This window comes from Roseivivax sp., assembly GCF_054552075.1.
The window spans coordinates 62693-86572 of sequence record NZ_JBTOLZ010000015.1; the positions used below are offsets into that span (position 1 = coordinate 62693).

Below are 23880 nucleotides of genomic sequence, written 5' to 3' on the forward strand. Positions count from 1 at the left end.
CGCATGTCCGACGATCTCAAGAGCGCCGATATCCAGCTCATCCAGCGGATTCTGCCGCATCGCTATCCCTTCCTCCTGGTCGACCGGGTGGTGGATATCGACGGTTACAGCTCGGCCCTGGGGCTCAAGAACGTCTCCATGAACGAGCCGCATTTCCAGGGGCATTTCCCCGGCACGCCGATCATGCCGGGCGTGACCATCGTCGAGGCCATGGCCCAGACCGCGGGCGTCATGGTGGGCGTGGCGCTCGATCTCGCCGACAAGAACATGCTGATCTATTTCATGGGCATCGACGGCTGCAAGTTCCGCCGCAAGGTGGTCCCGGGCGACCAGTTGCAGATGCGGCTCGAGACGCTGCGCGGCAAGCCCGGCGGCAAGGTCTGGAAGTTCAAGGGCACCGCCACCGTCGAGGGCGAGCTGGCCGCCGAGGCCGAATTCACCGCGATGATGGACCTCTCCGCGTGAGCGAGGCAAAGATCCACCCCAGCGCCGTGATCGAGGAAGGGGCCGTGATCGGCCCCGGCTGCGAGATCGGCCCGTTCTGCCACATCGGCCCCGAGGTACATCTCGGCGCGGACAACGTGCTGAAAAGCCACGTCATCCTCACCGGCGACACAGAGATCGGCCCGGGCAATACCTTCTTCTCCTTCGGTGTGATCGGCGAGATCCCCCAGGATAAGAAGTTCCAGGGCGAGAAGACCCGCCTCGAGATCGGCGCGCGCAACCGCTTCCGCGAACATGTCACCGTGAACGCCGGCACCGAGGGCGGCGGCGGCGTCACAAGGATCGGCGACGACGGGCTTTTCATGGCGGGCTGCCATGTCGCCCACGACGTGCAGATCGGCAATCACGTCATCCTGGTGAACAACTGCGCCGTCGCGGGCCACTGCGTGATCGAGGACGAGGTCATCGTCGGCGGGCTCTCGGGCGTGCACCAGTTCGTCCGCATCGGGCGTGGCGCGATCATCGGCGCGGTGACCATGGTGACGAACGACGTCATTCCCTACGGCCTCGTGCAGGCCCCGCGCGGGGTGCTCGACGGGCTGAACCTCGTCGGGCTGAAGCGCCGGGGCGTGGCGCGCAAGGACATCACCGCGCTGCGGGCCGCCTTCCAGATGCTGGCCCAGGGCGAGGGCGCCTTCCAGGACCGCGCCCGGCGGCTCGGCGAAGAGACGGAGAGCGCCTATGTGCGCGAGATCGTCGACTTCGTGCTGAGCGAGACCGACCGCCACTTCCTGACCCCGGGCTGAGCCGGTGCTGGCGCTGATCGCCGGACGGGGCGCGCTGCCGGGCGCCGTGGTCTCTGCCGCGCAGGGCCCGGTCGTCGTGGCGGCCCTGGCCGACAGCCCGCCCGAGAGCCTCACCCCCGACCTCAGCTTCCGGCTCGAGACGCTGGGCACGCTGATCGCCGATCTGAAGGCGCGCGGCGTGACCGCGCTTTGCCTCTGCGGCGGCATCGACCGGCCAGTGATCGACCCCGCCCGCATCGACGCCGCGACCGCGCCGCTGGTGCCGCGTCTGACGGAGGCCCTGGCGCTTGGCGACGACGGCGCGCTGCGCATCGTGCTGGCGCTCTTCGAAGAGGCGGGCTTTGCCATCCTGCCCGCCCACGAGGCCGCGCCCGAACTGCTCCTGCCCGAGGGCGTGCCGACCACGCGCCACCCCGACGACAGCCATGCCGAGGCGGCGCTCCTTGGGGATGCCGCGCTCTCAGAGATGGCTGAAGCCGACCTCGGCCAGGCCTGCGTGATCGCGGGCGGCAAGGTGATCGCACGCGAGGATGAGGCCGGGACCGACGCGCTGCTGGCGGGGCTCCCCGGGGCGGCGCGCGGCGGGCTCCTCTACAAGGCGCCGAAGCCCGGGCAGGACCGCCGCGCCGATCTGCCCACCGTCGGCCCCGAGACCCTGCGCGGCGCCGCCCGCGCGGGCCTCTCCGGGCTGATCCTCGAGGCGGGCGGCGTTCTCGTCCTCGATCAGCCGCGGACCATGGCCGAGGCCGAGGCGGCGGGGCTCTTCCTCTGGTCGCGCCGGAGGCCCGGCTGATGCGCGTCTTCCTTATTGCGGGCGAGGCCTCGGGCGACCGCCTGGGCGCGGCGCTCATGCGCGGGCTTTCCGAGGCGTCCCCCGAACCGGTGAGCTTCACCGGCATCGGCGGCACCGGCATGACCGCCGCGGGGCTCGAGAGCCTGTTTCCCATGGACGAGATTTCGATCATGGGCATCGGCGAGATCCTGAAGGAATACCGCGCCCTCAAGCGCCGCATCCGCGAGACCGCCGAGGCGATCCTGGCCCAGAAGCCCGACGTGGTGGTCACCATCGACCTGCCCGAGTTCAACCTGCGGGTGGCCGAACTGGTCAAGGCCCGGAGCGACATCCGCATCGTGCATTACGTGGCCCCCACGGTCTGGGCCTGGCGGCCGAAGCGGGCGGTGAAGATGGCGCGCCACATCGACCAGGTGCTGGCGCTCTTGCCCTTCGAGCCGCCCTACATGGAGGCCGCGGGCATGCGCTGCGACTTCGTCGGCCACCCGGTGGTGACCGATGCGCAGGCGGATGCCGCCGAGGTCGCGGCCTTCCGCGAGGCGCGCGGGCTGGGCGATGCGCCGCTCTGCCTGGTGCTGCCGGGCTCGCGCCGCTCCGAGATCGCGCGGCTCCTGCCGGTCTTCGGCGAGGTCGTCGCCCGGATGGCCGAGAAGCGGCCCGATCTGCGTTTCGTGCTGCCCGCCGCGCACGGCGTCGCGGGCGCGGTGGAGGCGGCTGTGGCCGATTGGCCGGTGGCGCCGCTGGTGCTCGATCCCCGGGCCGAGGACGGCAGCGGCGGGCCCGAGGCCAAGCGCGCGGCCTTCGCGGCGGCCGATGTGGCGCTGGCGGCCTCGGGCACGGTCTCGCTGGAGCTGGCGGCTTCGGCGACGCCCATGGTGATCGCCTACGACATGAACTGGCTCTCGCGGCAGATCATCGGACGGATGCTGCTGACCGACACGGTGACGCTGGTGAACCTGGTCTCCGAGACCCGCAGCGTGCCCGAGTTCATCGGCAAGGACTGCCGCCCGGGCCCGGTCGCCGAGGCCGCGCTGGCGGTGCTGGAGGCGCCCAAGGCGCAGGATGCCGCCATGGCGCTGACGATGGAGCGGCTCGGCAAGGGCGGGGCGCACCCGGGCCTGCGCGCCGCGCGCGCGGTGCTCGACGGTCTGGGGCAGGCGGCGCGCTGAGGCGCGGGGCAGGGCGTTTGCAGAACGGGGCGTGATGCGCCTTTACGCGAAAGCTGGGCTCGGCAGATGCACCAACCGGGTTTTTCCTTAGAAAAGACAATCGGCGAAGCGGCACACTCTAAGGCCTCGCGCCCATTAACTCTCGCGCCCCGCCGTCAAACCCAGACCACCCCACGAAAAACGCCGCCGGACAAACCCGACGGCGCTTCTCAAATCCAGCCGATCCGCAGCGCTTACTGCGCCGGGGTCACCGAGTCGTAGCTGTCGGTGAAGCCCGAGAGCGACATGCCCACGGTCACCTCCTGCTCGGGCGCCGCGGCGGGCACGATGGTCACATTCGCCACCCGGCCGCGCTTGAAGCTCGCGATGTCGTCACCGGTGAAGCCGACCCGCGCCACGCAGCCCAGCTGCGCGCAGAAGGCGAAGTCATAGCGCTTGGCCTGGCCGCCATCGACCGAGATGGTCAGCTTCTGCGTCAGGAGCGTCTCGAGCGGCACGATGAAATTCGCGCCGGCCACCGCCTGGCCCTGGCCCTCGACCTTGAAGAGGCTGACCTCGGCGACGGAATTGCCGTCCTCGTCCTGCAGCAGCTGATAGAGCTGGCAGGGGTCTTCGCCCTCCTGCGCGCGCAGGCACTGGATGTCCCAGTCGCCGATCGTCTCGCGCACGTAGCTCGAGGAATCCTCGCCGCCTTGCCCGGTTGCATCGCCCACCGCTTCGCCGGTGTCGAAAAGCTCGCTCGCGGCGCCGCCCGAGGGCGCGGTCTCGGCCTCGCTCTGGGTCTCGGCCTCGGTGCCCTCGGAGGAGGTCTCTGCCTCGCCCTCGGTCGCCGTGGCGTCGTCCTGCGCCAGCGCGGGGGTCGCGGCAAGCAGGGCGATCAGGGAAAGATGGGTCAGCGATGTCTTCATGTCCAAAGCTCCATGGAACTGGCCTAAAGTCTGTTCGAACACGCGCTTAACACGAGGGCGCGGGACTGTCAGGGGGAAACCGGAGGCCCATTGGGCGGTTCCTGGCCACCGGGGCGGCCGGGAGAGAAAAGAAAAGAGAGCCCGCAGGCTCTCTTTTCAGATCTCTCCCTGTCGGACTGGCCGACTTTGTCATTGGTTGGGACGCTACGATGCGAATCCGGACCCGTCAACAGCCAATATCGCGGGTTTCCGCCCATTTATCCTTTTGTAATCTCCGCACAAAAATTACCGCGCCAGGGGCGCGGCCAGTTTGACAGGGAGGATGTCCGTCCCACGCCGGAGATGAGCCCCGGCAGGGACGAAATTCACACTGACAGCAAATAGTTAAGCAAGTATGGTCAGCCCGAACGGTGCAGTGCGAGGGCAGGGACATGGGCGAGGGCGTGTTCGTCGGCGACGGCGGTGAAGGCTACGGGGAGAAGCAGGTCCTCGATCTCGGCTACGCCAACCGGCACGGGTTGATCGCGGGGGCCACGGGCACCGGCAAGACCGTGACCCTGCAGATCCTGGCCGAGGGCTTTTCCAAGGCCGGCGTGCCGGTCTTTCTGTCCGATGTGAAGGGCGATCTTTCCGGCCTCGCCGAGCCCGGCAGCGCCGCCTTCAAGTTGCACGAGCCATTCACCAGCCGCGCCGCGACCATCGGGTTCACGGACTACGCCTACGAGGGATTTCCCGTCACCTTCTGGGATCTCTTCGGCGACCAGGGCCACCCGGTGCGCACCACCGTGGCCGAGATGGGGCCGCTTCTGATCTCGCGCATGCTCGAGCTGACCGAGGCGCAGGAGGGCATCGTCAACATCGCCTTCAGGGTCGCCGACGAAGAGGGGCTGCCGCTGCTCGACCTCAAGGACCTGCAGGCGCTCCTGGTCTGGGTCGGGCAGAACCGCGAGGCGCTGTCGCTGCGCTATGGCAATATCGCGGTGCAATCGGTGGGCGCGATCCAGCGGCGGCTCCTGGTGCTCGACAACCAGGGCGGCACGCGGCTTTTCGGAGAGCCGGCGCTGATGCTTGCGGACCTCATGCGCCTGCGTGAGGGCGGGCGCGGACAGATCAACATCCTGGCCGCCGACAAGCTCATGGCGGCGCCCCGGCTCTACGCGACCTTCCTGCTGTGGCTGCTTTCCGAGCTTTTCGAGGAGCTGCCCGAGGTCGGCGACCCCGAGAAGCCGCGGCTGGTCTTCTTCTTCGACGAGGCGCACCTGTTGTTCGAGGACGCCCCCAAGGCGCTGATCGAAAAGGTCGAACAGGTCGCCCGGCTGATCCGCTCCAAGGGGGTGGGCGTCTATTTCATCACCCAGAACCCCGACGACGTGCCCGAGGACATCCTCGGCCAGCTCGGCAACCGGGTGCAGCACGCGCTGCGCGCCTTCACTGCGCGCGACCGCAAGGCCCTGCGCATGGCCGCCGAGACCTACCGCGAGAACCCGCGCTTCGACATCGAAAGCGCGATCCGCGAGGTCGGCGTCGGCGAGGCGGTGACCTCCATGCTCGAGAAGAAGGGCGTGCCGGGCGTGGCCGAGCGCACGCTGATCCGCCCGCCGTCCTCGCGGCTGGGGCCGATTTCTCCCGAGGCGCGCCGTGCCGTGCTGGATGCCAGCGACCTGGGGCTCAAATACGACAAGGCGATCGACCGCGCCTCGGCCTACGAGATGCTGACGGCCCGCGCCGAACGCGCCGCGGCGGAAGCCGAGGCCGAGGAACGCCAGGCCGAGGAGGCCGCGCCCGCGCGCCGCGACTACAGCGCCGGGCGGCGCTACACCGGGCCCCGCGTCGGCCGCTCCAGCGCGCGCAGTGTGCCGCGTCCCTCCAAGGGGGACAGCATCGGCGGCGCGCTGGCGCAGGCAGTGGTCAAGGAGCTGAAGGGCACCACGGGGCGGCGCATCGTGCGCGGCATCCTCGGGGGTCTCTTCAAGGGCCGCTGATGCTGAGCCTCGATCATATCGCGGTGCTGGGCGAGACGCTGGAGGCGGCCCATGCCCATGCCGAGGCCGCCCTGGGGGAGCCCCTGGGCCCCGGCGGGGCGCATGCCGCTTTCGCCACCCACAACCGGCTCCTGGGGCTGGAAGAGGGCCTCTACCTCGAGGCCATCGCCGCCGACCCCGAGGCCCCGCCGCCCGGGCGGGCGCGCTGGTTCGGGCTCGATGCCTTCGCGGGGCCGCCGCGGCTCGACAAGTGGATTTGCCGGGTGCCCGACATGGATGCGGCGCTGGCGGCCTTCCCCGAGGCCGGGCGCCCGGTGCCGATCACGCGCGGCGATCTTCACTGGATCATGGCGGTGCCCGAGGACGGGATGCTGCCCTACGACGGGCTCTTCCCGGCCTTCATCGAGTGGAAAAGCCCGGTGCCCGCGGGGGATCGGCTGACCTCCTCCGGCTGGCGGCTGACCGAGCTGGTCATCGCCCACCCCGATGCCGAGGCGCTGGCGGCAAGGCTCGCGGGCGTCCTCGACAGCCCGCTGCCGCGCTTCACGCCCGCCGCGCAGGCCGGGCTTTCGGCGCGGCTCGAACGCTCCGGGGTTACGCGATGGCTGAGCTGACCCTGCGGCCCGCCAGCGCCGGTGACGCCGAGGCGATCGCAGCGATCTGGAACCCCTTCGTGCGCGACAGCACCATCACCTTCACCACCGAGGAGAAGACCCCCGAGGCCGTAGCGCACATGATCGCCGAGCGGGGCCGCGCCTTCCTCGTGGCCGAAGCCGCAAACGAGCTCTCTGGCTTCGCCACCTACGGCGCCTTCCGGGGCGGGCCGGGCTATGCCCGCACGCAGGAGCACAGCGTCTTCACCGCGCCGGGGACCGCCGGGCAGGGCCTGGGCCGGGCGCTCATGCAGGCGCTCGAAGGTGAGGCCCGGCAGGCGGGCCATCATTCGCTGATCGGCGGCATCAGCGCCGAGAACACCGGCGCGCTGGCCTTCCACGCGCGGCTCGGCTTTGCCGAGGTCGGCCGCATCCGCGAGGCCGGGCGCAAGTTCGATCGGTGGATTGACCTTGTGCTCGTGCAAAAAATGCTGTTCCCGGCAGCCTGACACCTTGAAAGGATTGCCCTAGGTTCCCGTCCATGTCGATCTGGTCCCGCATCTCCCAGGCGCTCGCGGCGCTTCGTCAGGGCGAAAGCCTGGCGACGGTCTTCGAGCATCTGCGCGCCCCGCCCGAGCGTTCGGTCGCCTTCACAATCGCGGTCATCGCGCTGGCGGCGAAGATGGCCAAGGCCGACGGGCAGGTAACGCGCTCGGAGGTGGCCGCCTTCCGCGAGGTCTTCCACATCGCCCCCGAGGACGAGCCCGGCGCGGCGCGGGTCTTCAACCTCGCGCGGACCGACGTGGCGGGCTACGAGGTCTACGCCGGGCGCATCGCGGCGATGTTCCGCTCGGACAAGACGGTGCTTTGCGACCTGATGGAGGGGCTCTTCCACATCGCCATCGCCGACGGCACCTATCACCCGAAGGAAGACGCCTTCCTGAACGACGTGGCGCGGATCTTCGGGATCGAGGGCACGCGCTTCCGGGCGCTGCGGACCCGCTACGTGCCCGATGCCGAGCCCGACCCCTACGCGGTGCTGGGCGTCGCTCCCGAGACGCCGCTGCCGGAGATCCGCAAGGCCTGGCGGGCGCTGGTGCGCGACAGCCATCCCGACCGCATGGTCGCGCGCGGCCTGCCGGAAGAGGCGGTGAAGATGAGCGAGAAGCGCTTGATTGCGATCAACCGCGCCTGGGAAGAGATCCAGGGCAAGGCCCCGGCCTGAGCCCCTGCGCCCGGGCCTTGGGCGCGGGGTCTGAGGGGGCTATATTTGGCCTCATGAGACTCACGCCCACCGCCGCCGCCCTCTGCCTGTTTCTCAGCCCCGCCGCCGCGCAGGATACGGACGGGGAGGAGGAAGGCTTTTCCCTGATGGAACGCGGGATGCAGCTTTTCTTCGACGGGCTGATGGACGAGGCCGAACCCGCCTTCGAAGAGCTGCGCCGGATCATGGAGGGCATCGAGCCGGCGCTGTCGGACTTCGTGGCCGAGATGGGCCCGGCGCTGCGCGAGGTGCTGGAAGAGGTCGAGGACTGGTCGGATTACCACCCGCCCGAGATCCTGGAGAACGGCGACATCATCATCCGCCGGAAAGCGCCGCTGGAGCCGGAGACCGGGCCGGAGACGGACCCGGAGACCCCCGCGCCCGAGGGCTCGATCGACCTTTAAGCGGCGTGGCCTGCGCGGGGCTCGGTCATCGCCGCGCCGTGTGCAGGTCAGGATAAGTGCTGCGCTGTGCGGTGGTTCGGGAAAGCGCCACGCCGCGCGCGGGCCCGGGTTTTTGCGGCGGCGTGCGCTGGCACCCGGACGGCGCCACACTCTGCGCGGGCCCGGGCCAGCACCACGCCACGCGCCCCACCTCAGCCGATCTTCACCTCGAACTCCGCGCCCAGCGATTTCACCAGGCTCTCGAAGCGCGCCGCGGCGACCTCGCCGTAGAGCGGCGCGGCGGCTTCGGTCAGACGCAGGATCAGGAGCCGCTTGCGCGGATGCCAGGTCAGCCGCGCGCCCAGGTCGCCCTCTGACATCCAGAGCATCGCGCCGAAGCGCATGGCCTTGCCGAGGATCTCGGCCTCCTGCACCTCGGCGGCGCTGAGGATCGGCGCCAGCGCCTCGAAGCGGGTGCCCTCGCGCTTGTTGCGGTAGCGATGCAGGAGCGCGAGGCCCAGGAAGACCCGTTCCTCGTGCTTCAGCCCGCCGAGGTTGGCGCGGGTGGCATTGTCGAAGACCGTCTCGGCCCGGTAGTCGGGATGCGCGCGCCAGCTCACGTCGTGCAGAAGGCAGGCCGCCTTGACGATGCGGATGCGCGCCGGGCGCGCGCCGTTGAAGAGCGGCTCGACGAAATGGAAGAGCTTGCGCCCGAAGCCGGGCAGGCGGGCGTCCTTGGCCTCGGCGTAGCGGCAGCTTTCGATCAGCGGGTCGCGGTCGCGCAGCTTCTGGGGCATCTGCTCGAAGAGCATCCCCTCGCGGATGCCGTAGCTCGAGACGGCGATGTCCTTGGGCTTGAAGGTCTGCACCATGCGCTTCAAGACCTCGGCCGCATAGGGCACCAGCGACATCCGCGCCGAGGAGATGCCGCAGCGGCCGCGCAGCTCCTCGAGGTCGGCCTTCAGGATGAATTTCACCGTGTCGCGCACCGCCTGGGCGTCCATGCGGTATTCGTGCAGGACGTGCAGCGGGTAGCCGCGCCGCTCCATGTCGATCCGCGCGATGGCGCGCCAGGAGCCGCCGACCAGGAACAGCCGGTCGCGCTGCGCGCCCATCTTCTCGGTCAGGGCGGCGAGGGTCTCCTTGATGACCGCCTCGCGGCCCTTCTTGCCGCCCTTGACGTCGCGCAGCTTCAGGGGCCCGAGGTCCGAGGTCACGCGCCGCCCGACCTGGCCGCCGGAGATCTCCGCAAGCTCCATCGAGGAGCCGCCGATGTCGCAGACCAGCCCGTAGGAGCCCGGCCAGCCCAGAAGCACGCCCTGGGCCGAGAGCCGGGCCTCTTCCTCGCCGTCGACCACGTAGATCTCGAGCCCGGTCTCGCGGCGCACGTCCTCGCGGAAGGCATCGCCGTCCGAGGCGGCGCGCACGGCCGCGGTGGCCACCGCTGTCAGCTCGGTGCCCATGCCGTCGGCCAGGAGCTTGAAGCGCTTCAGCGCCGCCAGCGCACGGGCGCGGCCCTCGGGGTTCAGCTCGCCGGTCTCAGCGAGCCCCGCGCCGAGCGCACACATGATCTTCTCGTTGTAGAAATAGGCCGGCGAGCGCGCCGCGCCGTCGAAGACCACCAGCCGGACCGAGTTCGACCCGATGTCGACCACGCCCACACGGCGAAGCGCGCGCACGTCGGGATCGGCAAACAGCGGTCTTCCGAACGGGCCCCAATCGGGGTGATCGGGGTCGTGGGTTCCATCCATGTCGCGCTCGTATCCTGGCCTCGGCCTCTGCGCGGGAAACTGGCGCAGCAGGCGGCTTGCGTCAAATGTTTAACCTGCGGGATCAGTGGTGGGTGAGCTTCGGCACATCCGCCGCCCCGGCGGAGCCCCGCCCCGAGAGCGAGGGGTTCTCCATGAAGAAGGTGTGGCAATTGAAGGCGAACCCGTCGTCGGCGGGCAGCTCGGCGCGGGCGAAATGCCCGTCGGGCTGCATGATCCAGCTCTGCGCCACATCGGCGAGATTGGCCGCCACGATCTGGCTGGTGATCTGCGCCTTCACGGTGGGGTTGTGGATCTCGATCATGGTCTCGACCCGGCGGTTGAGGTTGCGGCCCATCCAGTCAGCCGAGGACATGAAGACCCGGCTCTTCTCGTGCGGCAGCCCGTGGCCGTTGCCGAAACAGGCGATGCGGCTGTGTTCGAGAAAACGCCCGACGATGGATTTCACCCGGATGTTCTCCGAAAGGCCCTCGACCCCGGGGCGCAGCCCGCAGATGCCGCGGATCACCAGGTCGATCTTCACCCCCGCCTGGCTCGCCCGGTAGAGCGTGTCGATCATCTCGGATTCGATCAGCGAGTTCATCTTGGCCCATATCTGCGCCGGCCGCCCGGCCTGGGCATGGGCGATCTCGGCCTCGATCATCTCGAGGAGCTTGGGCTTCAGCGTATGCGGCGAGATCGAGAGGTTCTCGAGCCCCTCGGGGCTGGCGTAGCCCGAGAGGTAGTTGAAGACCTTGGCCGCGTCGCGCCCCAAGACCGGGTCGCAGGTGAAGAAGCTGAGGTCGGTGTAGATCTTGGCGGTGATCGGGTGGTAGTTGCCGGTCCCCCAGTGGGTATAGGTCACCAGCCGGTCGCCCTCGCGGCGGACCACGGTGGCGATCTTGGCGTGGGTCTTCCAGTCGAGGAAGCCGTAGACCACATGCGCGCCCGCCCGTTCCAGCCGCCGCGACTGGCGGATGTTGGCGGCCTCGTCGAAGCGCGCCTTCAGTTCGACCAGCGCGGTGACCGACTTGCCGTCCTCGGCGGCCTCGCAGAGCGCCTCGACGATGGGCGAGTTCTTAGAGGTCCGGTAAAGCGTGTTCTTGATCGCCACGACATCCGGGTCGCGCGCCGCCTGATTGAGGAAGCGCACCACCATGTCGAAGGTCTCATAGGGGTGGTGCAGCAGCATGTCCTTCTGCCGGATCGCCGAGAACATGTCCCCGTCGTGGTCCTGCACCCGTTCCGGCACCCGCGGCGTGAAGGAGGGCCAGAGGAGGTCCGGCCGGGCGTCCAGCACCAGTTCCTTGGTGTCGCCGACGCCGATCATGCCGTCGAGCTCGATCACCTCGTCCTCTTTCACGTGCAGCTCGCGCATGACGATGTCGCGCAGCCCCTTGGGCGCGCCCGCGCTGACCGTGAGCCGCACCACCTCGCCCCGGCGGCGGCGCTTCAGCGCCACCTCGAACTCGCGCACGAGGTCCTCGGCCTCTTCCTCGACCTCGAGGTCGCTGTCGCGCAGCACCCGGAAGCCGAAGTGGTCGCGCAGCGTGTAGCCGGGGAAGAGGCTGTCGATATGCAGAAGCAGCACGTCCTCGACGAAGGCGAAGCGGTGGTCGCCGTTCTCGGCCGGGAGCCGCACGAAGCGGTCGATCTGCGCCGGGATCGGCAGCAGCGCCTTCAAGACGTTACCGTCCTTGCGGCGCACCAGTTCGACCGCGAGGCAGTAGCCCATGTTGGCGATGAAGGGGAAGGGATGCGCCGGGTCGATGGCCAGCGGCGAGAGCACCGGGAAGATGTTCTCGAGAAAGGTCACCGCCAGCGCCTCCTTGTCGGAGCCGCTGAGCTGGCCGCGCGAGAGGATCGAGATGCCCTGCGCCTCGATCATCTGGCGCAGCTTCTGCAGCACCTCCTGCTGGCGGGCCATGAGGCGGCGGGCGTCCTCGTTGATTTTCACCAGCTGCTGGGCCGGGGTCAGCCCGTCGGCGGCGGGCGTGGTGTTGCCGGCCTGGGCCAGCTCGCGCAGGCCCGCGACGCGGACGGTGTAGAACTCGTCAAGGTTCGAGGCCGAGATCGACAGGAAGCGCACCCGCTCCAGAAGCGGCACGCGGGTGTTCTCGGCCTCTTCGAGGACGCGCCAGTTGAAACCAAGCCAGCTCAATTCCCGGTTGAAATACCGATCCGGCCCGGTGGCGTCGAACCCCTCGATGCGGGTGGGCGCGGGGCGGTCGGACTTCAGGAAATCGGCTGTGTTCATGGCGCCTCGCTTAGGGGGATCTTGTATCACTCCGATGACAGGCCCGCCTCGAAGCTTTCCTCGCTGTCAGAGAACTCCCTGATGAGGTCGATGGCAAGGGCACGGGTCACGCCGCGCTTCTCGCCGAGGGCCCGGGCGTCCATGGCATCGACGATGGCGCCGGCGGCGGCGAAGCTGCGCGGCATATGGGTCAGCAGATAGGGAATGACCGTGGGCGCCGGGGTGATCTGCCGGTCGGCGAAGAGCTTGGCGATGACCCCTGCGAGCAGGAGCTCGTCCGGGGCGTTCAGCTTGGCGATCTCGGCGCCCTGCATACGGCTGGCCAGATCGGGCAGGCAGAGGCCCCAGCGCGCCGGGGGCCGGGAGGCGGTGACCATGAGCGGCTGGCCCTCGGCGCGGGCGAGGTTGTGCAGGTGGAAGAGCACCTCCTCCTGGGCGCGGTCGCCGGCGATGCGGTCGGCGTCCTCGACGCAGATCGGCCCGTCGACGAGGTCGGGCACGGCCTCCTCGGTCAGTTCGGCGGCCTCGAGGATGCGCGCGCCGCTTTCCGCCGACCAGACATGCGCCAGATGCGTCTTGCCCGAGCCGCGCGGGCCCGAGAGCACCAGCTTGCCGCTCGGCCAGGCGCGCCAGTGGTCGATCTGCGCAACCGCCAGGGCATTGGCCTCGGTCACGAAGAAATCGCCGCGCCCGAGGGCCGGTCTAGAGGGCAGGTTCAGGGGAAGCTGCCGCGCCATGGCTCAGCCCTCCGCGTCGTTCCGGCGCTCGGGTCCGCCGAGGTAGAGCCGGCTCGACTTGTAGCGCCCGACGAGGAACCGCGCGACGACCCCGATCGCGGCGGCCACCGGCACGGCGACCAGGAGCCCCACGAAGCCGAAGAGCGAGCCGAAGACCGACATCGCCAGCAGGAGCCAGACCGGGTGCAGCCCGACCGAATTGCCGACGAGCTTGGGGGTGAGGAAGTTGCCCTCGATGAACTGGCCGGACTGGAAGATCGCCCAGACCGCCACGATCCAGAGCCAGTCGCCCCAGAACTGGAAGAGCGCCAGCCCGATCGCCAGCACCCCGCCGACGATGGCGCCGACATAGGGAATGAAGGTCAGGACCCCCGCGACCACCCCCACGACCAGGCCGAACTGCAGCCCCACGAGCATCAGCGCCACGGCGTAATAGACCCCGAGGATCAGCGAGACCGTGCCCATGCCGCGCACGAAGGAAGACAGCACGTGGTCGATGTCCGCCGCCAGCGCGCGGATCACCGGGGCATGTTCGCGCGGCAGGAGCTCGTCGACGCGGGCCACCATGTTGTCCCAGTCAAGGAGCAGGTAGACCGCCACCACCGGCACGATCACGAAAAGCAGCACGACGTTCAGCAGCGAGGCCGCCGAGGTCAGCGCCGTCTGCAAAAGCTGCCCGCCGCGGTCGCGCACCGTCTGCCCGATCTGGGTGAGCGTGTCGCGGACCACGCTGTCCTCGGCCAGAAGGTCCGGGAAGCGGGTGGCGAGGAAGCTCTGGAGGTTGCGCGCCAGCTCCGGGGCGACCTCGATCAGCTGTCCGGTCTGGCGCACCAGCGTCGGCACCACCAGGAGCGCCATGAGCACGAAGATCAGGAGCGCGCAGATGGTGATGATCGCGGTCGCCAGCGCGCGCGAGCAACCCGCGGACTCGAGCCGGTCTGCGACGGGATCGAGGAAATAGGCGATGGCCGCGCCCAGGACGAAGGGCAGGAGCACATCGCCCAGGAACCACAGGAGCACCGCGATGACCGCCGCGGCGATGCCCCAGTATTTGAGCTGTTCGCGGACCGGCAGGTTCATGCGGGCTCTCCCTGGCTTGGACCTCTGTTTTGCTGCGTCGCGGCAGGTGATGCAAGCGGCGCGGGTGGTGGGAGCGGGGAGTTTCTTGGCGGAGCGGGGGTGAGAGCCTGCCTTTGGGCCGGGAAGGAGGTTCAGGTTTTGGCTGCGCAACGGCCGCAAAGGGCCTTTGCGCCAACATTGCACCCGAGGGCGCGCGCCGGACCGGGGGCCGGCGCTTCCGACAGGAGAGCTATGCGCTTAATCCCAAAAAGGTCAGGACTAGAGGCGAGCTAAACACGCCACCCGAAGGAGCGCCGGCCCAAGGGGCCGGTCCGGCGCGCGTCCGGCACCTTCGGTGCTATTCGGGCGCAAGGGCGCACTGCTTGGGTTTCGTAGCGCGTCAGGCAATCGAGGGGCTGGTTGAGGGGCAGGGGGCTAGGTCCCTTCCAGAGCCTGAGCCAGGGTCAGTACTACGACCAATGCCAAGCCCAAACCCCACGCACACCCCCCCAAACCGCCCCCAGCGTCACCCATCCCCCAACCCCTTCGGGGCATTGCACTTGTCGCGCGCTTTCGCCTACACCGGCTCGGACAGACATGACCCTTGACCGACCGGAGCCGCCATGCGCCTCAGCCGCTATTTCCTGCCCGTCCTGAAGGAAACGCCCTCGGAGGCGCAGATCGTCTCGCACCGGCTCATGCTGCGCGCGGGCATGATCAAACAGGCCTCCGCCGGGATCTATTCCTGGCTGCCGATGGGCTACAAGGTCCTGCGCAACATCGAGCGCATCGTGCACGAGGAACAGATCCGCGCGGGTCATATCCCGATGCTGATGCCGACGCTGCAATCGGCCGATCTCTGGCGGGAATCGGGGCGCTACGACGCCTATGGCCCCGAGATGCTGCGCATCCGCGACCGCCACGAGCGCGACATGCTCTTCGGGCCGACCAACGAGGAGATGATCACCGACATCTTCCGCAGCCACGTCTCGAGCTACAAAGACCTGCCGATGACGCTCTACCACATCCAGTGGAAGTTCCGCGACGAGCGCCGTCCGCGCTTCGGCGTCATGCGCGGCCGCGAGTTCCTGATGAAGGACGGCTACAACTTCGACCTCACCCGCGAGGACGCGCTGCACGCCTACAACCGCCACCTGGTCAGCTACCTGCGCACCTACGAGCGCATGGGCCTCCAGGCGATCCCGATGCGCGCCGACAGCGGCCCGATCGGCGGCGACGACACGCATGAATTCCTGGTCCTGGCCGAGACCGGCGAGAGCGAGGTTTTCTACGACAGCGAGATCACCGACCTGAGCTTCGGTGCGCGCGAGATCGACTACGACGACCACGCCCAGTGCCGCGCCGTGCTCGAGGAGTTCACCTCGCGCTATGCCCGCACCGACGAGACCCATGATCCCGAGCTCTTCGCCCAGGTCCCCGAGGCGCGCCAGCGCCAGGCCCGCGGCATCGAGGTCGGGCAGATCTTCTACTTCGGCACCAAGTATTCCGAGCCCATGGGCGCCACGGTGGTCGACCAGGAGGGCAACCACGTGCCGGTGCATATGGGCAGCCACGGCATCGGCGTCAGCCGCCTCGTCGGCGCGATCATCGAGGCCAGCCACGACGACAACGGCATCATCTGGCCTGAAGGCGTGACGCCCTTCCACGCCGGCATCGTGAACCTCAAGCAGGGCGACGCCGAGGCGGATGGCGCCTGCCAGGCGCTCTACGACAGCCTCCTGGCGCTGGGGCTCGAGCCGCTCTACGACGACCGCGAAGAGCGCGCGGGCGCGAAATTCGCCACCATGGACCTGATCGGTCTGCCCTGGCGCATCACCGTCGGCCCGCGCGGGCTGAAGAACGGCGTGGTGGAGCTGACCTCGCGCCGCACCGGCGAAAGCGAGGAGCTGCCCCCCGAACAGGCGGTCGAGCGCATTGCGCAGATCTACGGCAAGGCGGCCTGAGGATTCGGGAGCGCCGGGTTGGCCTTGGCCGCCCCGGCTGGTCCGCGCAAAAGCCGCCGTGCCACGTTCGCGCTGGCCGGCCCCTCTGGTCCGCGCAAAAGCCGCCGTGCCGGTTTGGCGTCGGATGACCCGGTTAGGACCTGCAAAACCGCTGTGCCGGGTTTGCGTCGGCTGACCCGGTTGGGCCCTGCAAAACCGCCGGGCCCGCGCGCCGCATCGCCGATCGGAGGGGCGGCGCCACGCGCCACTGGGCCTTGTGCCGACCGGCTGCTAGGCTTCCCCGCAGAAAATCCGCGCCGGAGGGCCGGGGCAGTGGCCCCGTGCCCCCGAACACGCCCCGCCAAGAGGGCCGCGCGGAGGGGTGAGGAGGCAGAGCGATGCTCACACGGGTGGTGGCCCTGACGGCGGGGCTCGCGGGCGCTGCGGGCCTCTCGCAATTCCCGGAGTTTTCCCAGCAATATCAGCAGCGTCTGGGCGGCGCGGTGGATGAGCTCTCGCGCGTGGTGGCGGAGTTCGACGCCGATGCCGCGGCCTATGGGCTCTCCCGCGAAGCGGCGCTGGCCCAGTTGGCCACCGGCGGGGATTTCGGAGCCGGGCGGGCAGAGACCATGCGCGCCACGGTGGCCCGCTACGACCGGCTGCGCGCCGATCTGGCTGCGCTCGAGGCCGCGGGGCCTTTCGCCCGCGCCCGCATGGCCACGCGCCTCACCGACCGCGAGATTGCGGCGCGCACCTTCCAGGCTTACAAGCCCGCGTTGCCGCTGACCCCGCAGGGGCTGAGCTTCGCCCTCGCGGGCTTTGCGTTTTTCGGAGGGCTGGCGGGCCTCGCCGGACGGATGGCGCGGCGGCTTTTCACCCGCCGCGCGTTCAGTCGCGGAGCCTAAACGGCAGCCCCTCAGGCCGCGCTTTCGACCTCGGCGACGATGCCGTCGACCACCTGGGTCAGCAACGCCTCGTCCTCGCATTCGGCCATGACGCGGATCAGCGGCTCGGTGCCCGACTTGCGGATCAACAGCCGGCCCTTGCCGCCAAGCGTCGCCTCGGCGCTTTCGATCGCGCTTTTCACCGCCGCGCGTTCGAGCGGCGTCGCCCCGGGCGCGTAGCGGACGTTCTTCAGAAGCTGCGGCACCCGTTCGAAATTGCGCACCAGCTCATGCGCGGGCTCGCCGGTGCGCACCATCTCCGAGAGGAACTGCAGCGCCGCCATGAGCCCGTCGCCGGTGGTGGCGTAATCGGTCATCACGATATGGCCCGACTGCTCGCCGCCGAGGTTCCAGCCGCCGCGCCGCATGGCCTCGACCACGTAGCGGTCGCCGACGCCGGTGCGCTCGAGGCGCAGGCCCCGGTCGGTCAGGAAATGCTCGAGCCCGAGGTTCGACATGACGGTTGCGACCAGCGTGCCGTCGCTCAGGCGGTCCTCCTCGGCCCAGCGGGCGGCCATGAGCGCCATGATCTGGTCGCCGTCGGCGATCTGGCCCTTGTCGTCGATCAGGATCACCCGGTCGGCGTCGCCGTCCAGGCAGATGCCCACGTCGGCGCCCTCGTCCAGCACCCGGCGGGCGGCGGCCTCGGGATGGGTCGAGCCGCAGCCGTCGTTGATGTTGTGGCCGTCGGGATTGACGCCCATGGCGATCACCTCGGCGCCCAGCTCCCAGAGGACCTCGGGCGCGGCGCGGTGGGCGGCGCCATTGGCGCAGTCGATCACGATCTTCACCCCGTCGAGCCGCATGCCGGTCGGGAAGGTGGATTTCACCCGCTCCTGGTAGCGGAAGCGGCCGTCGTCGATGCGCTTGGCGCGGCCGATGTTGGCGGGTTTCGCCGGGGCGACGCCCGCGTCGAGCAGGGCCTCGATTTCCATTTCGGCCTCGTCCGAGAGCTTGAAGCCGTCGGGGCCGAAGAACTTGATGCCGTTGTCGGCCGCCGGGTTGTGGCTGGCCGAGATCATGATGCCCAGGTCCGCCCGCATCGAGGGCGTCAGCAGCCCCACCGCGGGCGTCGGCACCGGGCCGAGCAGCAGCACGTTCATGCCCGTCGAGGTCAGCCCCGCGGTCAGCGCGTTCTCGAACATGTAGCCCGAGCGGCGCGTGTCCTTGCCGATCACCACCCGGTGCACGCCGGAGTGTTCGCGGCGGAAATACCGCCCCGCCGCGGCGCCGATCATCAGCGCCATCTCGGCGGTCATAGGATACAGGTTGGCCGTCCCCCGGACGCCGTCTGTGCCGAAATACTTACGTGTCATGTCTCTGTCCCGTTACCGACTGCCAGAGCTTGAATGCCTGAACCGTCTCGGCGACGTCATGGACCCGGAAAATCTGCACCCCTTGCCCGAGCGCGGCCAGTGCGACCGCGATCGACCCCGGGGCGCGGGCCCGCGCCTCCGTTTCTCCTGAAATATGCCCAATGAAACCCTTTCGCGAGACGCCAAGCAAGACCGGACATCCCAGGTTGTGGAAAACGGCGATATTCCGCAGCAGTTCAAGGTTGTGTTCGACCGTCTTGCCGAAGCCGATGCCGGGGTCCACCACGACCTTGTCGCGGGGCAGGCCGGCGGCTTCGAGGCGCGTCAGGCGCTCTTCGAGGAAGCCCAGCACGTCGAGGGTGACGTTCTCATAGGCCGGGTCGTTCTGCATGGTCTCGGGGCGGCCCTGGGCGTGCATCACGCAGATCGGCGCGCCCGTCTCGGCGGCAAGCGCCGCCATGCCGGGGTCGAAGTCGAGGCCCGAGACGTCGTTCAGCATCACCGCGCCCGCCGAGAGCCCCGCGCGGCCCACCTCCGCCTTGCGGGTGTCGACCGAGATCGGCGCGCCGAGGCGCGGGGCCAGTTCCTCGATCAGCGGCAGGATGCGGGCGGCTTCGTCCTCGGCAGCCACTTCCGTCGCACCGGGGCGGGTGGATTCGCCGCCGATATCGAGGATCTCGGCGCCCGCGGCGACCATGGCGCGGGCCTGGGCCAGCGCCGCCTCGCGGGCCTCGAAAAGCCCGCCGTCCGAGAAGGAATCCGGCGTGGCGTTGAGGATGCCCATGACCCGGGGCGCGCCGCCCGTCATCTCGACCCCGGCCAGGGGTGCGCGGGGCGCGGTCAAGGCCTGCAGGCTGGCCTCGGGGATCTCCTCGGCGGGGATGCGGTGGGCAGGCGCACCGCGGGCGATCACCTCGGCATGGGTGAACCAGAGCGGCCCGCCGGCCAGCCGTTGCGCGCCGGGCACGGGGACCGGGTCGGCAGAGAGGATCGGGCGGTAGCAGATATCCATGGGCGCGCGAGTGCCACGGGAGCGCCGGGCTGGCAAGCCAGCTCAGAACAGCCGGTCGGCGGGCTCCTTCAGGATCAGCGGCACGGGCGCGCCCTCGGGCGCGGTGCCGCCGACGACCACCAGTTCGCGCGCGGTGATCTGGCCCGCGAACCAGGCCGCGAGGCTCTCCGCGTCGCGCGGCGCCGCGCTTGGCCCCTGTGTCGCGTCGAGCACGATCTTCGAGGGCGCCCAGACGCTGACCTGGCCGTTCTTCATCGCCCAGTCGAGCTCGGTCCGGGTGGCCACCACCTTGGCGCGGGCGTCGCGCGCGGCGAGGATCCAGCCGTTCTGCTCGATCGCCAGGAGGTCGATCCGGCGCTGCACCAGCCGGTGCTCGACCCGGGGCAGGGCGCAGTCATGCGGCCCCACGCAAAGGATCAGCGGCGCGCCGTCGGCCTGGGCCTGGTCGATCCATTCAGACAGGCGCGGATCGGTGATCGCGGCGTTCGACAGGAAGACCACGCGGGGATGCGGCTGCTCGGTGGCCCGCTCGGAAGAGGCGGCCTCCACCTCGGCGCGCGAGCGCACGATCTCGACCCCGAGCGCGCCGGGGCCGCGGTCGAGCTTCTCGATCCGCACGAAGACGCGCAGCGCCTGGGGTTCGTGCAGGATGCGCTCGGCGATATGTTCGGCCAGCGTCTCCAGGAGGTTCAGCCGCTCGGACTGCAGCTCGGCCTCGATCGCCTCGGTCACCCGGTCGTAGGACAGGATCCGGTCGACGTCGTCCTCGATCGGGCGGGCCAGGGGGCGCACCTCGACGACGACGTTGAAGCAGATGCGCTGGGTGGTGCCGCGTTCGGCCTGGAAGGCGCCGATCTCGACCTCGCGGACATGGTCCCGCAGGGAGATACGGTCGCGCGGGTCCTCGCCCGCCGTGGCGATGGCGCGCTCGGCGGGATGCGCGAAGGCTAGTCGGATTTCAGAGGCCATCCCCGGCTCCCCTTGGCGGCATTGCCCACCCGCAATAGCGAAGCGCGCCGCCATGTGCCACCGGAACCCGGCGCATCCGGGCCCGGGAGCGACATTGCCGCGCTCAGCGCTGCGAGAGGCGCAGCGGCTGGCGGTAGAAGCGATGCACGCCGATCTGCGCGGTCATCGGGAAGCTGCGCGCCCAGGAGGGCGACACGGCGGTGGTGTGGTAATGCGTGGCGCCCGCGGTCAGCCGGCGCGGCGCGCCCTCGAGCATCAGCCGGGCGACCTTGCCGACGCGGCGGTAGGCGGCGGCCTCGTGGATCGCCTCGGGGGCACCGTCGCATTTGAAGGTGAACTGGCAGCCGTATTTCCGGCCCGAGGCAGTGCCCTGGTGCACGACGCCGCAGACCGAGCTGGGGAAGCGCGGGGAATCGGCGCGGTTGAGGATCACCTCGGCCACGGCGAACTGGCCTTTCACGGTCTCGCCGCGGGCCTCGAAATACAGCGCCTCGGCCAGGCACTCCCATTCCGCGCCGCCGGTGCGGAAGTTCTGCTGGTCGAGCCAGCCGCGGCTGTACTGCAGGTCGCGCAGCCCGCTTTCCGGCGCCGGCGTTACCAGGCGTTGCAGATGCGCCGAGGCGGCGGCGTTCAGGCCGCGGCTTTCCTGGCGCAGGACCTTCTCCATGTTGGTCTCTTCGACCTCGGCGGAGGCAGGCGCGGCCAGAGCCAGAGCCGCCAGCGTCATCTTGAGAAAGCGTTGCATTGCAGACACCCCTTGGGAACAAATGCACCGGGGGCAGGGAACCCCCGGTTTTCGGTCCGCGGCGTCCTAGGGAAAAATGGTCAAGGCGTCCAGCTTGCAGGCTGACCTATGGGCACATTTCCGCCGCTTTTCAGACTCGGGCGTGTCGTTTTCCGCGCAAAACCCTAGGATCGCTCGATTTTGTCGAGGATCGCCGCCTGTGCGGCAGCAAGTCGCGCCACCGGAACCCGAAAGGGTGAGCAGCTTGCATAGTTCATCCCGAGCGACCGGCAGACGTGAATCGATTCGGGATTGCCGCCGTGTTCGCCGCAGATCGAGACGATGATCTCGGGTTTGGCGGCGCGCGCCCGATCGAGGCCGATCTTCAGAAGTTCGCCCACGCCCAGCACGTCGAGCCGGTGAAAGGGGTCCTCGTCGAAGACGCCCTGCTGCACGTAGTCCGACATGAAGCGGCCCGCGTCGTCGCGGCTGAGCCCATAGGTCATCTGGGTCAGGTCGTTGGTGCCGAAGCTCAGGAAATCGACATGCGGGGCGATCTCTCCGGCCAGGAGGCAGGCGCGCGGGGTCTCGACCATGACGCCGAGCCGGTAGGTGAAGTCGCGCCCGCTTTCGGTGCGGACGGCGGCGGCCACCGCGTCGACGCGCTTGCGCACCAGTTCGACCTCGCGCCGGGCCGAGACCAGCGGGATCATGATCTCGGGCACCACCGGGTCGTCCTTGCGCGAGGCCTCGAGCGTCGCCTCGAAGATCGCCCGGGCCTGCATGTCGTAGATCTCGGGCACGGTGATCCCGAGCCGCACGCCGCGCAGGCCCAGCATGGGGTTGTATTCGCCCATGGCGTCGACCCGGCGGGTGACATCCGAGACCGGCAGGTTCAGCGCCTCGGCCAGATCGCGCAGGCCCGCGCGGTCAGTCGGCAGGAACTCGTGCAAGGGCGGGTCGAAGAGCCGGATGCAGACCGGCTTGCCGCTCATGATCGAGAAGAGCGCCTTGAAGTCGGCGCGCTGGATCGGCAGCAGCCGCGCCAGCGCCGCGCGCCGGTCTTCGGGGGTGGCGGCGAAGATCATCTCCTGCATGACGGTGAGGCGGCCGGGCTCGAAGAACATATGCTCGGTCCGGCAAAGCCCGATGCCGCCGGCGTCGAACATCCGCGCCTTCTCGGCGTCCTCGGGGGTGTCGGCGTTGACCCGGATGCGCAGGTCGCGGTCGGCGTCGGCCCAGCCGAGGAGCGTGCGGAAGGCATCGTCGAGCATCGCCCCCAGCATCGCGGGTGCCCCGGCCAGGACCTCGCCGCTGGTGCCGTCGACGGTGATCACCTCGCCCTCGCGGAAGCTGCGGCCGTCCTCGGCGACGAGCGTCTCGCGCTTGACCTGGAAGCGCATGTTGCGCGCGCCAACGACGCAGGGGCGGCCCATGCCGCGGCCGATCACCGCCGCATGCGAGGACATGCCGCCCTTCTCGGTCAGGATCGCCACGGCGGCATGCATGCCGCGCACGTCCTCGGGCGAGGTCTCGCGGCGGACCAGGATGCAGGGCTCCTCGCGGGCGGCCAGCGCCTGGGCGGCGGCGGCGGTGAAGACGATGCGGCCGGTGGCGGCGCCGGGGCTGGCGCCAATGCCATGGCCGATCACGTCACGCTCGGCGCGCGGGTCGACCTGGGGGTGCAGCAGGGCCGAGAGGGCGCTCGGATGCACCCGCATCACCGCCTCGCGCGGGGTGATGATCCCGTCCTCGGCCAGCCGCACCGCGATGCGGATGGCGGCGGCATCCGAAGCCGGCACGACCACCCCGTCGAGGATGAAGAGCCGCCCGTTCTCGATGGTGAACTCGACCTGCATCTCGGCGCGCAGGCGCTGGCGCATCAGCGCGGCGTGGTCCTTTAGTTCGGCGAAGAGCTCGGGCAGGCGCTCCTCGAAGGAGGGCCCGCGCGGGTCGCGCACCAGGAACAGCGCCTTCTTGCCCGCCGCCAGCGCATCGCGGCCCTGGCTCTGGCTGAGGTAACGCCCGGTGACCTGCGGCAGGCCGGTCTCGGGGTTCACCAGTTGAAGCACGCCCGAGCCGCTTTCGCCGCGCCCGAGCCCCAGGGCCATCTCCTGCACCACGAGGCCGAGGCCCGCGTCCACCGGCGCGCCCTTGGCCTCGCGCAGGAGCCGCGCCGAGACGCTTTCCCAGGCCCGCGCCATGGAGCGCAGCACCTCGGCGAGCTGTTTCGCGGGGTCCTGGGGGAAAGGCTCCTCGGCCTCGTCCTCATAGGCGCGCAGGGCGCGGGCCAGTGCCTCGGGGTCGTCGGGGTCGATCTCTTCGAAGGCGTCGGGATCGAGACGGGCGACATGCACCGCGTAGCTTTGCACCCAGCGGCGATAGAGCGCCTCGGCGGCCTCCTGGCCCAGCGTCTCGGAGAGCCGCGCGCAGACGGCGTCGTTCATGCCGATGTTGAGGATCGTCGTCGGCCCGCCCCAGTCGGGATCCTGCGAGGAGGGCCGCACGCAGAGGAGCGCCTCGCTGTCGAAGACCGACAGAAGCTGCCGGGTGTCGGGGATGCGCCCCAGCGGGATCGCCTTCACCGTGTCGAAGGACAGGGCCACCGTGCGCGGCACCGGCAGCTTCAGCCGCACCAGCCGTTGCAGACATTTCGCCCGACCGCCGTGGGTATCCGGCGCGATGGGCGCCGTCGGCGTGACCAGCGTGACGTGCCGGTCGAGGGTGAACGAGACCTCCGTGAGGTATTTCTGCACCGCGGCAATCCTTCTCCTGGCCGCAGGATACGCCTCAGGCGCCGCCTGGCAAGGGCGGCGCGGGGCGCGGGCG

21 protein-coding genes are annotated in these 23880 nt (G+C 69.7%); 11 read left to right on the plus strand and 10 right to left on the minus strand.

The features are described 5' to 3' along the window. Positions 1 to 3: 3 nt before the first annotated feature. From fabZ to lpxB, 4 genes are read left to right on the plus strand one after another with little or no spacing between them, the layout of a single operon-like run. The gene (gene fabZ / locus ACX938_RS12490) at positions 4 to 465 is read left to right on the plus strand and encodes a 3-hydroxyacyl-ACP dehydratase FabZ (RefSeq protein WP_232753108.1); all 462 of its coding nucleotides are present in this window, start codon (positions 4 to 6) and stop codon (positions 463 to 465) included. Further along, entirely contained in the window at positions 462 to 1250 is a 789-nt protein-coding gene (gene lpxA, locus ACX938_RS12495; protein ID WP_459431303.1) for an acyl-ACP--UDP-N-acetylglucosamine O-acyltransferase, read from the plus strand. The genes fabZ and lpxA overlap by 4 nt, the downstream gene beginning before the upstream one ends. A 4-nt stretch (positions 1251 to 1254) precedes the next feature. Next, a complete protein-coding gene (locus ACX938_RS12500; RefSeq protein WP_459431304.1) occupies positions 1255 to 2043 on the plus strand; it encodes an LpxI family protein in 789 nt (262 codons plus the stop codon). Next, positions 2043 to 3212, plus strand: coding sequence for a lipid-A-disaccharide synthase (gene lpxB / locus ACX938_RS12505; RefSeq protein ID WP_459431305.1), 1170 nt, complete (start codon positions 2043 to 2045; stop codon positions 3210 to 3212). Before ACX938_RS12500 ends, lpxB begins: the two co-directional genes overlap by 1 nt. A gap of 233 nt (positions 3213 to 3445) precedes the next feature. Here lpxB and ACX938_RS12510 read toward each other — a convergent pair whose 3' ends face one another. Beyond that, a complete protein-coding gene (locus ACX938_RS12510) occupies positions 3446 to 4120 on the minus strand; it encodes an invasion associated locus B family protein (RefSeq protein WP_459431306.1) in 675 nt (224 codons plus the stop codon). Positions 4121 to 4551: 431 nt separating this feature from the next. Here ACX938_RS12510 and ACX938_RS12515 point away from each other — a divergent pair, with 431 nt between their 5' ends. The 5 genes from ACX938_RS12515 to ACX938_RS12535 are packed head-to-tail and all read left to right on the plus strand — an operon-like array spanning position 4552 to position 8363. After that, positions 4552 to 6102, plus strand: coding sequence for a helicase HerA-like domain-containing protein (locus tag ACX938_RS12515; protein WP_459431307.1), 1551 nt, complete (start codon positions 4552 to 4554; stop codon positions 6100 to 6102). Then, positions 6102 to 6716, plus strand: a complete 615-nt coding sequence (locus tag ACX938_RS12520) for a VOC family protein (protein ID WP_459431308.1) — start codon at positions 6102 to 6104, stop codon at positions 6714 to 6716. The genes ACX938_RS12515 and ACX938_RS12520 overlap by 1 nt, the downstream gene beginning before the upstream one ends. Beyond that, positions 6704 to 7204 (plus strand): GNAT family N-acetyltransferase, encoded by a 501-nt coding sequence (locus tag ACX938_RS12525; protein ID WP_459431309.1) that lies wholly within the window; start codon positions 6704 to 6706, stop codon positions 7202 to 7204. The genes ACX938_RS12520 and ACX938_RS12525 overlap by 13 nt, the downstream gene beginning before the upstream one ends. A 32-nt stretch (positions 7205 to 7236) precedes the next feature. Then, on the plus strand, positions 7237 to 7920 hold the full coding sequence (locus ACX938_RS12530; protein ID WP_459431310.1) for a TerB family tellurite resistance protein: 684 nt from the start codon (positions 7237 to 7239) through the stop codon (positions 7918 to 7920). 53 nt (positions 7921 to 7973) lie between these two features. After that, a complete protein-coding gene (locus ACX938_RS12535; RefSeq protein WP_459431311.1) occupies positions 7974 to 8363 on the plus strand; it encodes a hypothetical protein in 390 nt (129 codons plus the stop codon). A gap of 191 nt (positions 8364 to 8554) precedes the next feature. Here the strand turns inward: ACX938_RS12535 and ACX938_RS12540 are convergent, their stop codons facing one another. From ACX938_RS12540 to ACX938_RS12555, 4 genes are all read right to left on the minus strand, one after another. Further along, positions 8555 to 10093 (minus strand): Ppx/GppA family phosphatase, encoded by a 1539-nt coding sequence (locus tag ACX938_RS12540; RefSeq protein ID WP_232753099.1) that lies wholly within the window; start codon positions 10091 to 10093, stop codon positions 8555 to 8557. An 82-nt stretch (positions 10094 to 10175) separates the two neighbouring features. Further along, the gene (locus tag ACX938_RS12545) at positions 10176 to 12347 is read right to left on the minus strand and encodes an RNA degradosome polyphosphate kinase (RefSeq protein ID WP_232753098.1); all 2172 of its coding nucleotides are present in this window, start codon (positions 12345 to 12347) and stop codon (positions 10176 to 10178) included. 26 nt (positions 12348 to 12373) lie between these two features. Beyond that, entirely contained in the window at positions 12374 to 13084 is a 711-nt protein-coding gene (locus ACX938_RS12550; RefSeq protein WP_232753097.1) for a P-loop NTPase family protein, read from the minus strand. 3 nt (positions 13085 to 13087) lie between these two features. Continuing rightward, positions 13088 to 14164 (minus strand): AI-2E family transporter, encoded by a 1077-nt coding sequence (locus ACX938_RS12555; RefSeq protein WP_459431312.1) that lies wholly within the window; start codon positions 14162 to 14164, stop codon positions 13088 to 13090. Positions 14165 to 14766: 602 nt separating this feature from the next. Here ACX938_RS12555 and proS point away from each other — a divergent pair. Both proS and ACX938_RS12565 read left to right on the plus strand, forming a co-directional pair. Next, entirely contained in the window at positions 14767 to 16107 is a 1341-nt protein-coding gene (proS, locus tag ACX938_RS12560) for a proline--tRNA ligase (RefSeq protein ID WP_459431313.1), read from the plus strand. A 377-nt stretch (positions 16108 to 16484) separates the two neighbouring features. After that, positions 16485 to 16991: a DUF2937 family protein gene (locus ACX938_RS12565; RefSeq protein ID WP_459431314.1), complete on the plus strand. Its 507-nt coding sequence runs from the start codon at positions 16485 to 16487 to the stop codon at positions 16989 to 16991. An 11-nt stretch (positions 16992 to 17002) separates the two neighbouring features. Here the strand turns inward: ACX938_RS12565 and glmM are convergent, their stop codons facing one another. From glmM to ACX938_RS12590, 5 genes are all read right to left on the minus strand, one after another. Beyond that, the gene (glmM, locus tag ACX938_RS12570) at positions 17003 to 18346 is read right to left on the minus strand and encodes a phosphoglucosamine mutase (RefSeq protein ID WP_232753093.1); all 1344 of its coding nucleotides are present in this window, start codon (positions 18344 to 18346) and stop codon (positions 17003 to 17005) included. After that, complete coding sequence (folP, locus tag ACX938_RS12575; RefSeq protein WP_459431315.1) at positions 18336 to 19358, minus strand: dihydropteroate synthase; 1023 nt, start codon at positions 19356 to 19358, stop codon at positions 18336 to 18338. The genes glmM and folP overlap by 11 nt, the downstream gene beginning before the upstream one ends. 42 nt (positions 19359 to 19400) lie before the next feature. Further along, positions 19401 to 20327: a dihydroneopterin aldolase gene (locus ACX938_RS12580; RefSeq protein ID WP_459431316.1), complete on the minus strand. Its 927-nt coding sequence runs from the start codon at positions 20325 to 20327 to the stop codon at positions 19401 to 19403. A 103-nt stretch (positions 20328 to 20430) separates the two neighbouring features. Continuing rightward, on the minus strand, positions 20431 to 21072 hold the full coding sequence (locus ACX938_RS12585) for a cell wall hydrolase (RefSeq protein WP_232753090.1): 642 nt from the start codon (positions 21070 to 21072) through the stop codon (positions 20431 to 20433). A 164-nt stretch (positions 21073 to 21236) separates the two neighbouring features. Next, positions 21237 to 23807: a putative PEP-binding protein gene (locus ACX938_RS12590; RefSeq protein WP_232753089.1), complete on the minus strand. Its 2571-nt coding sequence runs from the start codon at positions 23805 to 23807 to the stop codon at positions 21237 to 21239. Between the last annotated feature and the right edge of the window lie 73 nt (positions 23808 to 23880).

Excerpts from the sequence above, each read along its gene's own strand:
- ACX938_RS12530 (WP_459431310.1), top strand. The coding sequence starts at position 7,237 with ATGTCGATCTGGTCCCGCATCTCCCAGGCGCTCGCGGCGCTTCGTCAG.
- folP (WP_459431315.1), bottom strand. The coding sequence starts at position 19,358 with ATGGATATCTGCTACCGCCCGATCCTCTCTGCCGACCCGGTCCCCGTG.
- ACX938_RS12535 (WP_459431311.1), top strand. The coding sequence starts at position 7,974 with ATGAGACTCACGCCCACCGCCGCCGCCCTCTGCCTGTTTCTCAGCCCC.
- ACX938_RS12525 (WP_459431309.1), top strand. The coding sequence starts at position 6,704 with ATGGCTGAGCTGACCCTGCGGCCCGCCAGCGCCGGTGACGCCGAGGCG.
- ACX938_RS12510 (WP_459431306.1), bottom strand. The coding sequence starts at position 4,120 with ATGAAGACATCGCTGACCCATCTTTCCCTGATCGCCCTGCTTGCCGCG.
- ACX938_RS12580 (WP_459431316.1), bottom strand. The coding sequence starts at position 20,327 with ATGGCCTCTGAAATCCGACTAGCCTTCGCGCATCCCGCCGAGCGCGCC.
- fabZ (WP_232753108.1), top strand. The coding sequence starts at position 4 with ATGTCCGACGATCTCAAGAGCGCCGATATCCAGCTCATCCAGCGGATT.
- ACX938_RS12585 (WP_232753090.1), bottom strand. The coding sequence starts at position 21,072 with ATGCAACGCTTTCTCAAGATGACGCTGGCGGCTCTGGCTCTGGCCGCG.
- ACX938_RS12520 (WP_459431308.1), top strand. The coding sequence starts at position 6,102 with ATGCTGAGCCTCGATCATATCGCGGTGCTGGGCGAGACGCTGGAGGCG.
- ACX938_RS12545 (WP_232753098.1), bottom strand. The coding sequence starts at position 12,347 with ATGAACACAGCCGATTTCCTGAAGTCCGACCGCCCCGCGCCCACCCGC.
- proS (WP_459431313.1), top strand. The coding sequence starts at position 14,767 with ATGCGCCTCAGCCGCTATTTCCTGCCCGTCCTGAAGGAAACGCCCTCG.
- ACX938_RS12550 (WP_232753097.1), bottom strand. The coding sequence starts at position 13,084 with ATGGCGCGGCAGCTTCCCCTGAACCTGCCCTCTAGACCGGCCCTCGGG.
- glmM (WP_232753093.1), bottom strand. The coding sequence starts at position 18,346 with ATGACACGTAAGTATTTCGGCACAGACGGCGTCCGGGGGACGGCCAAC.
- ACX938_RS12540 (WP_232753099.1), bottom strand. The coding sequence starts at position 10,093 with ATGGATGGAACCCACGACCCCGATCACCCCGATTGGGGCCCGTTCGGA.
- ACX938_RS12555 (WP_459431312.1), bottom strand. The coding sequence starts at position 14,164 with ATGAACCTGCCGGTCCGCGAACAGCTCAAATACTGGGGCATCGCCGCG.
- ACX938_RS12565 (WP_459431314.1), top strand. The coding sequence starts at position 16,485 with ATGCTCACACGGGTGGTGGCCCTGACGGCGGGGCTCGCGGGCGCTGCG.
- lpxB (WP_459431305.1), top strand. The coding sequence starts at position 2,043 with ATGCGCGTCTTCCTTATTGCGGGCGAGGCCTCGGGCGACCGCCTGGGC.
- ACX938_RS12515 (WP_459431307.1), top strand. The coding sequence starts at position 4,552 with ATGGGCGAGGGCGTGTTCGTCGGCGACGGCGGTGAAGGCTACGGGGAG.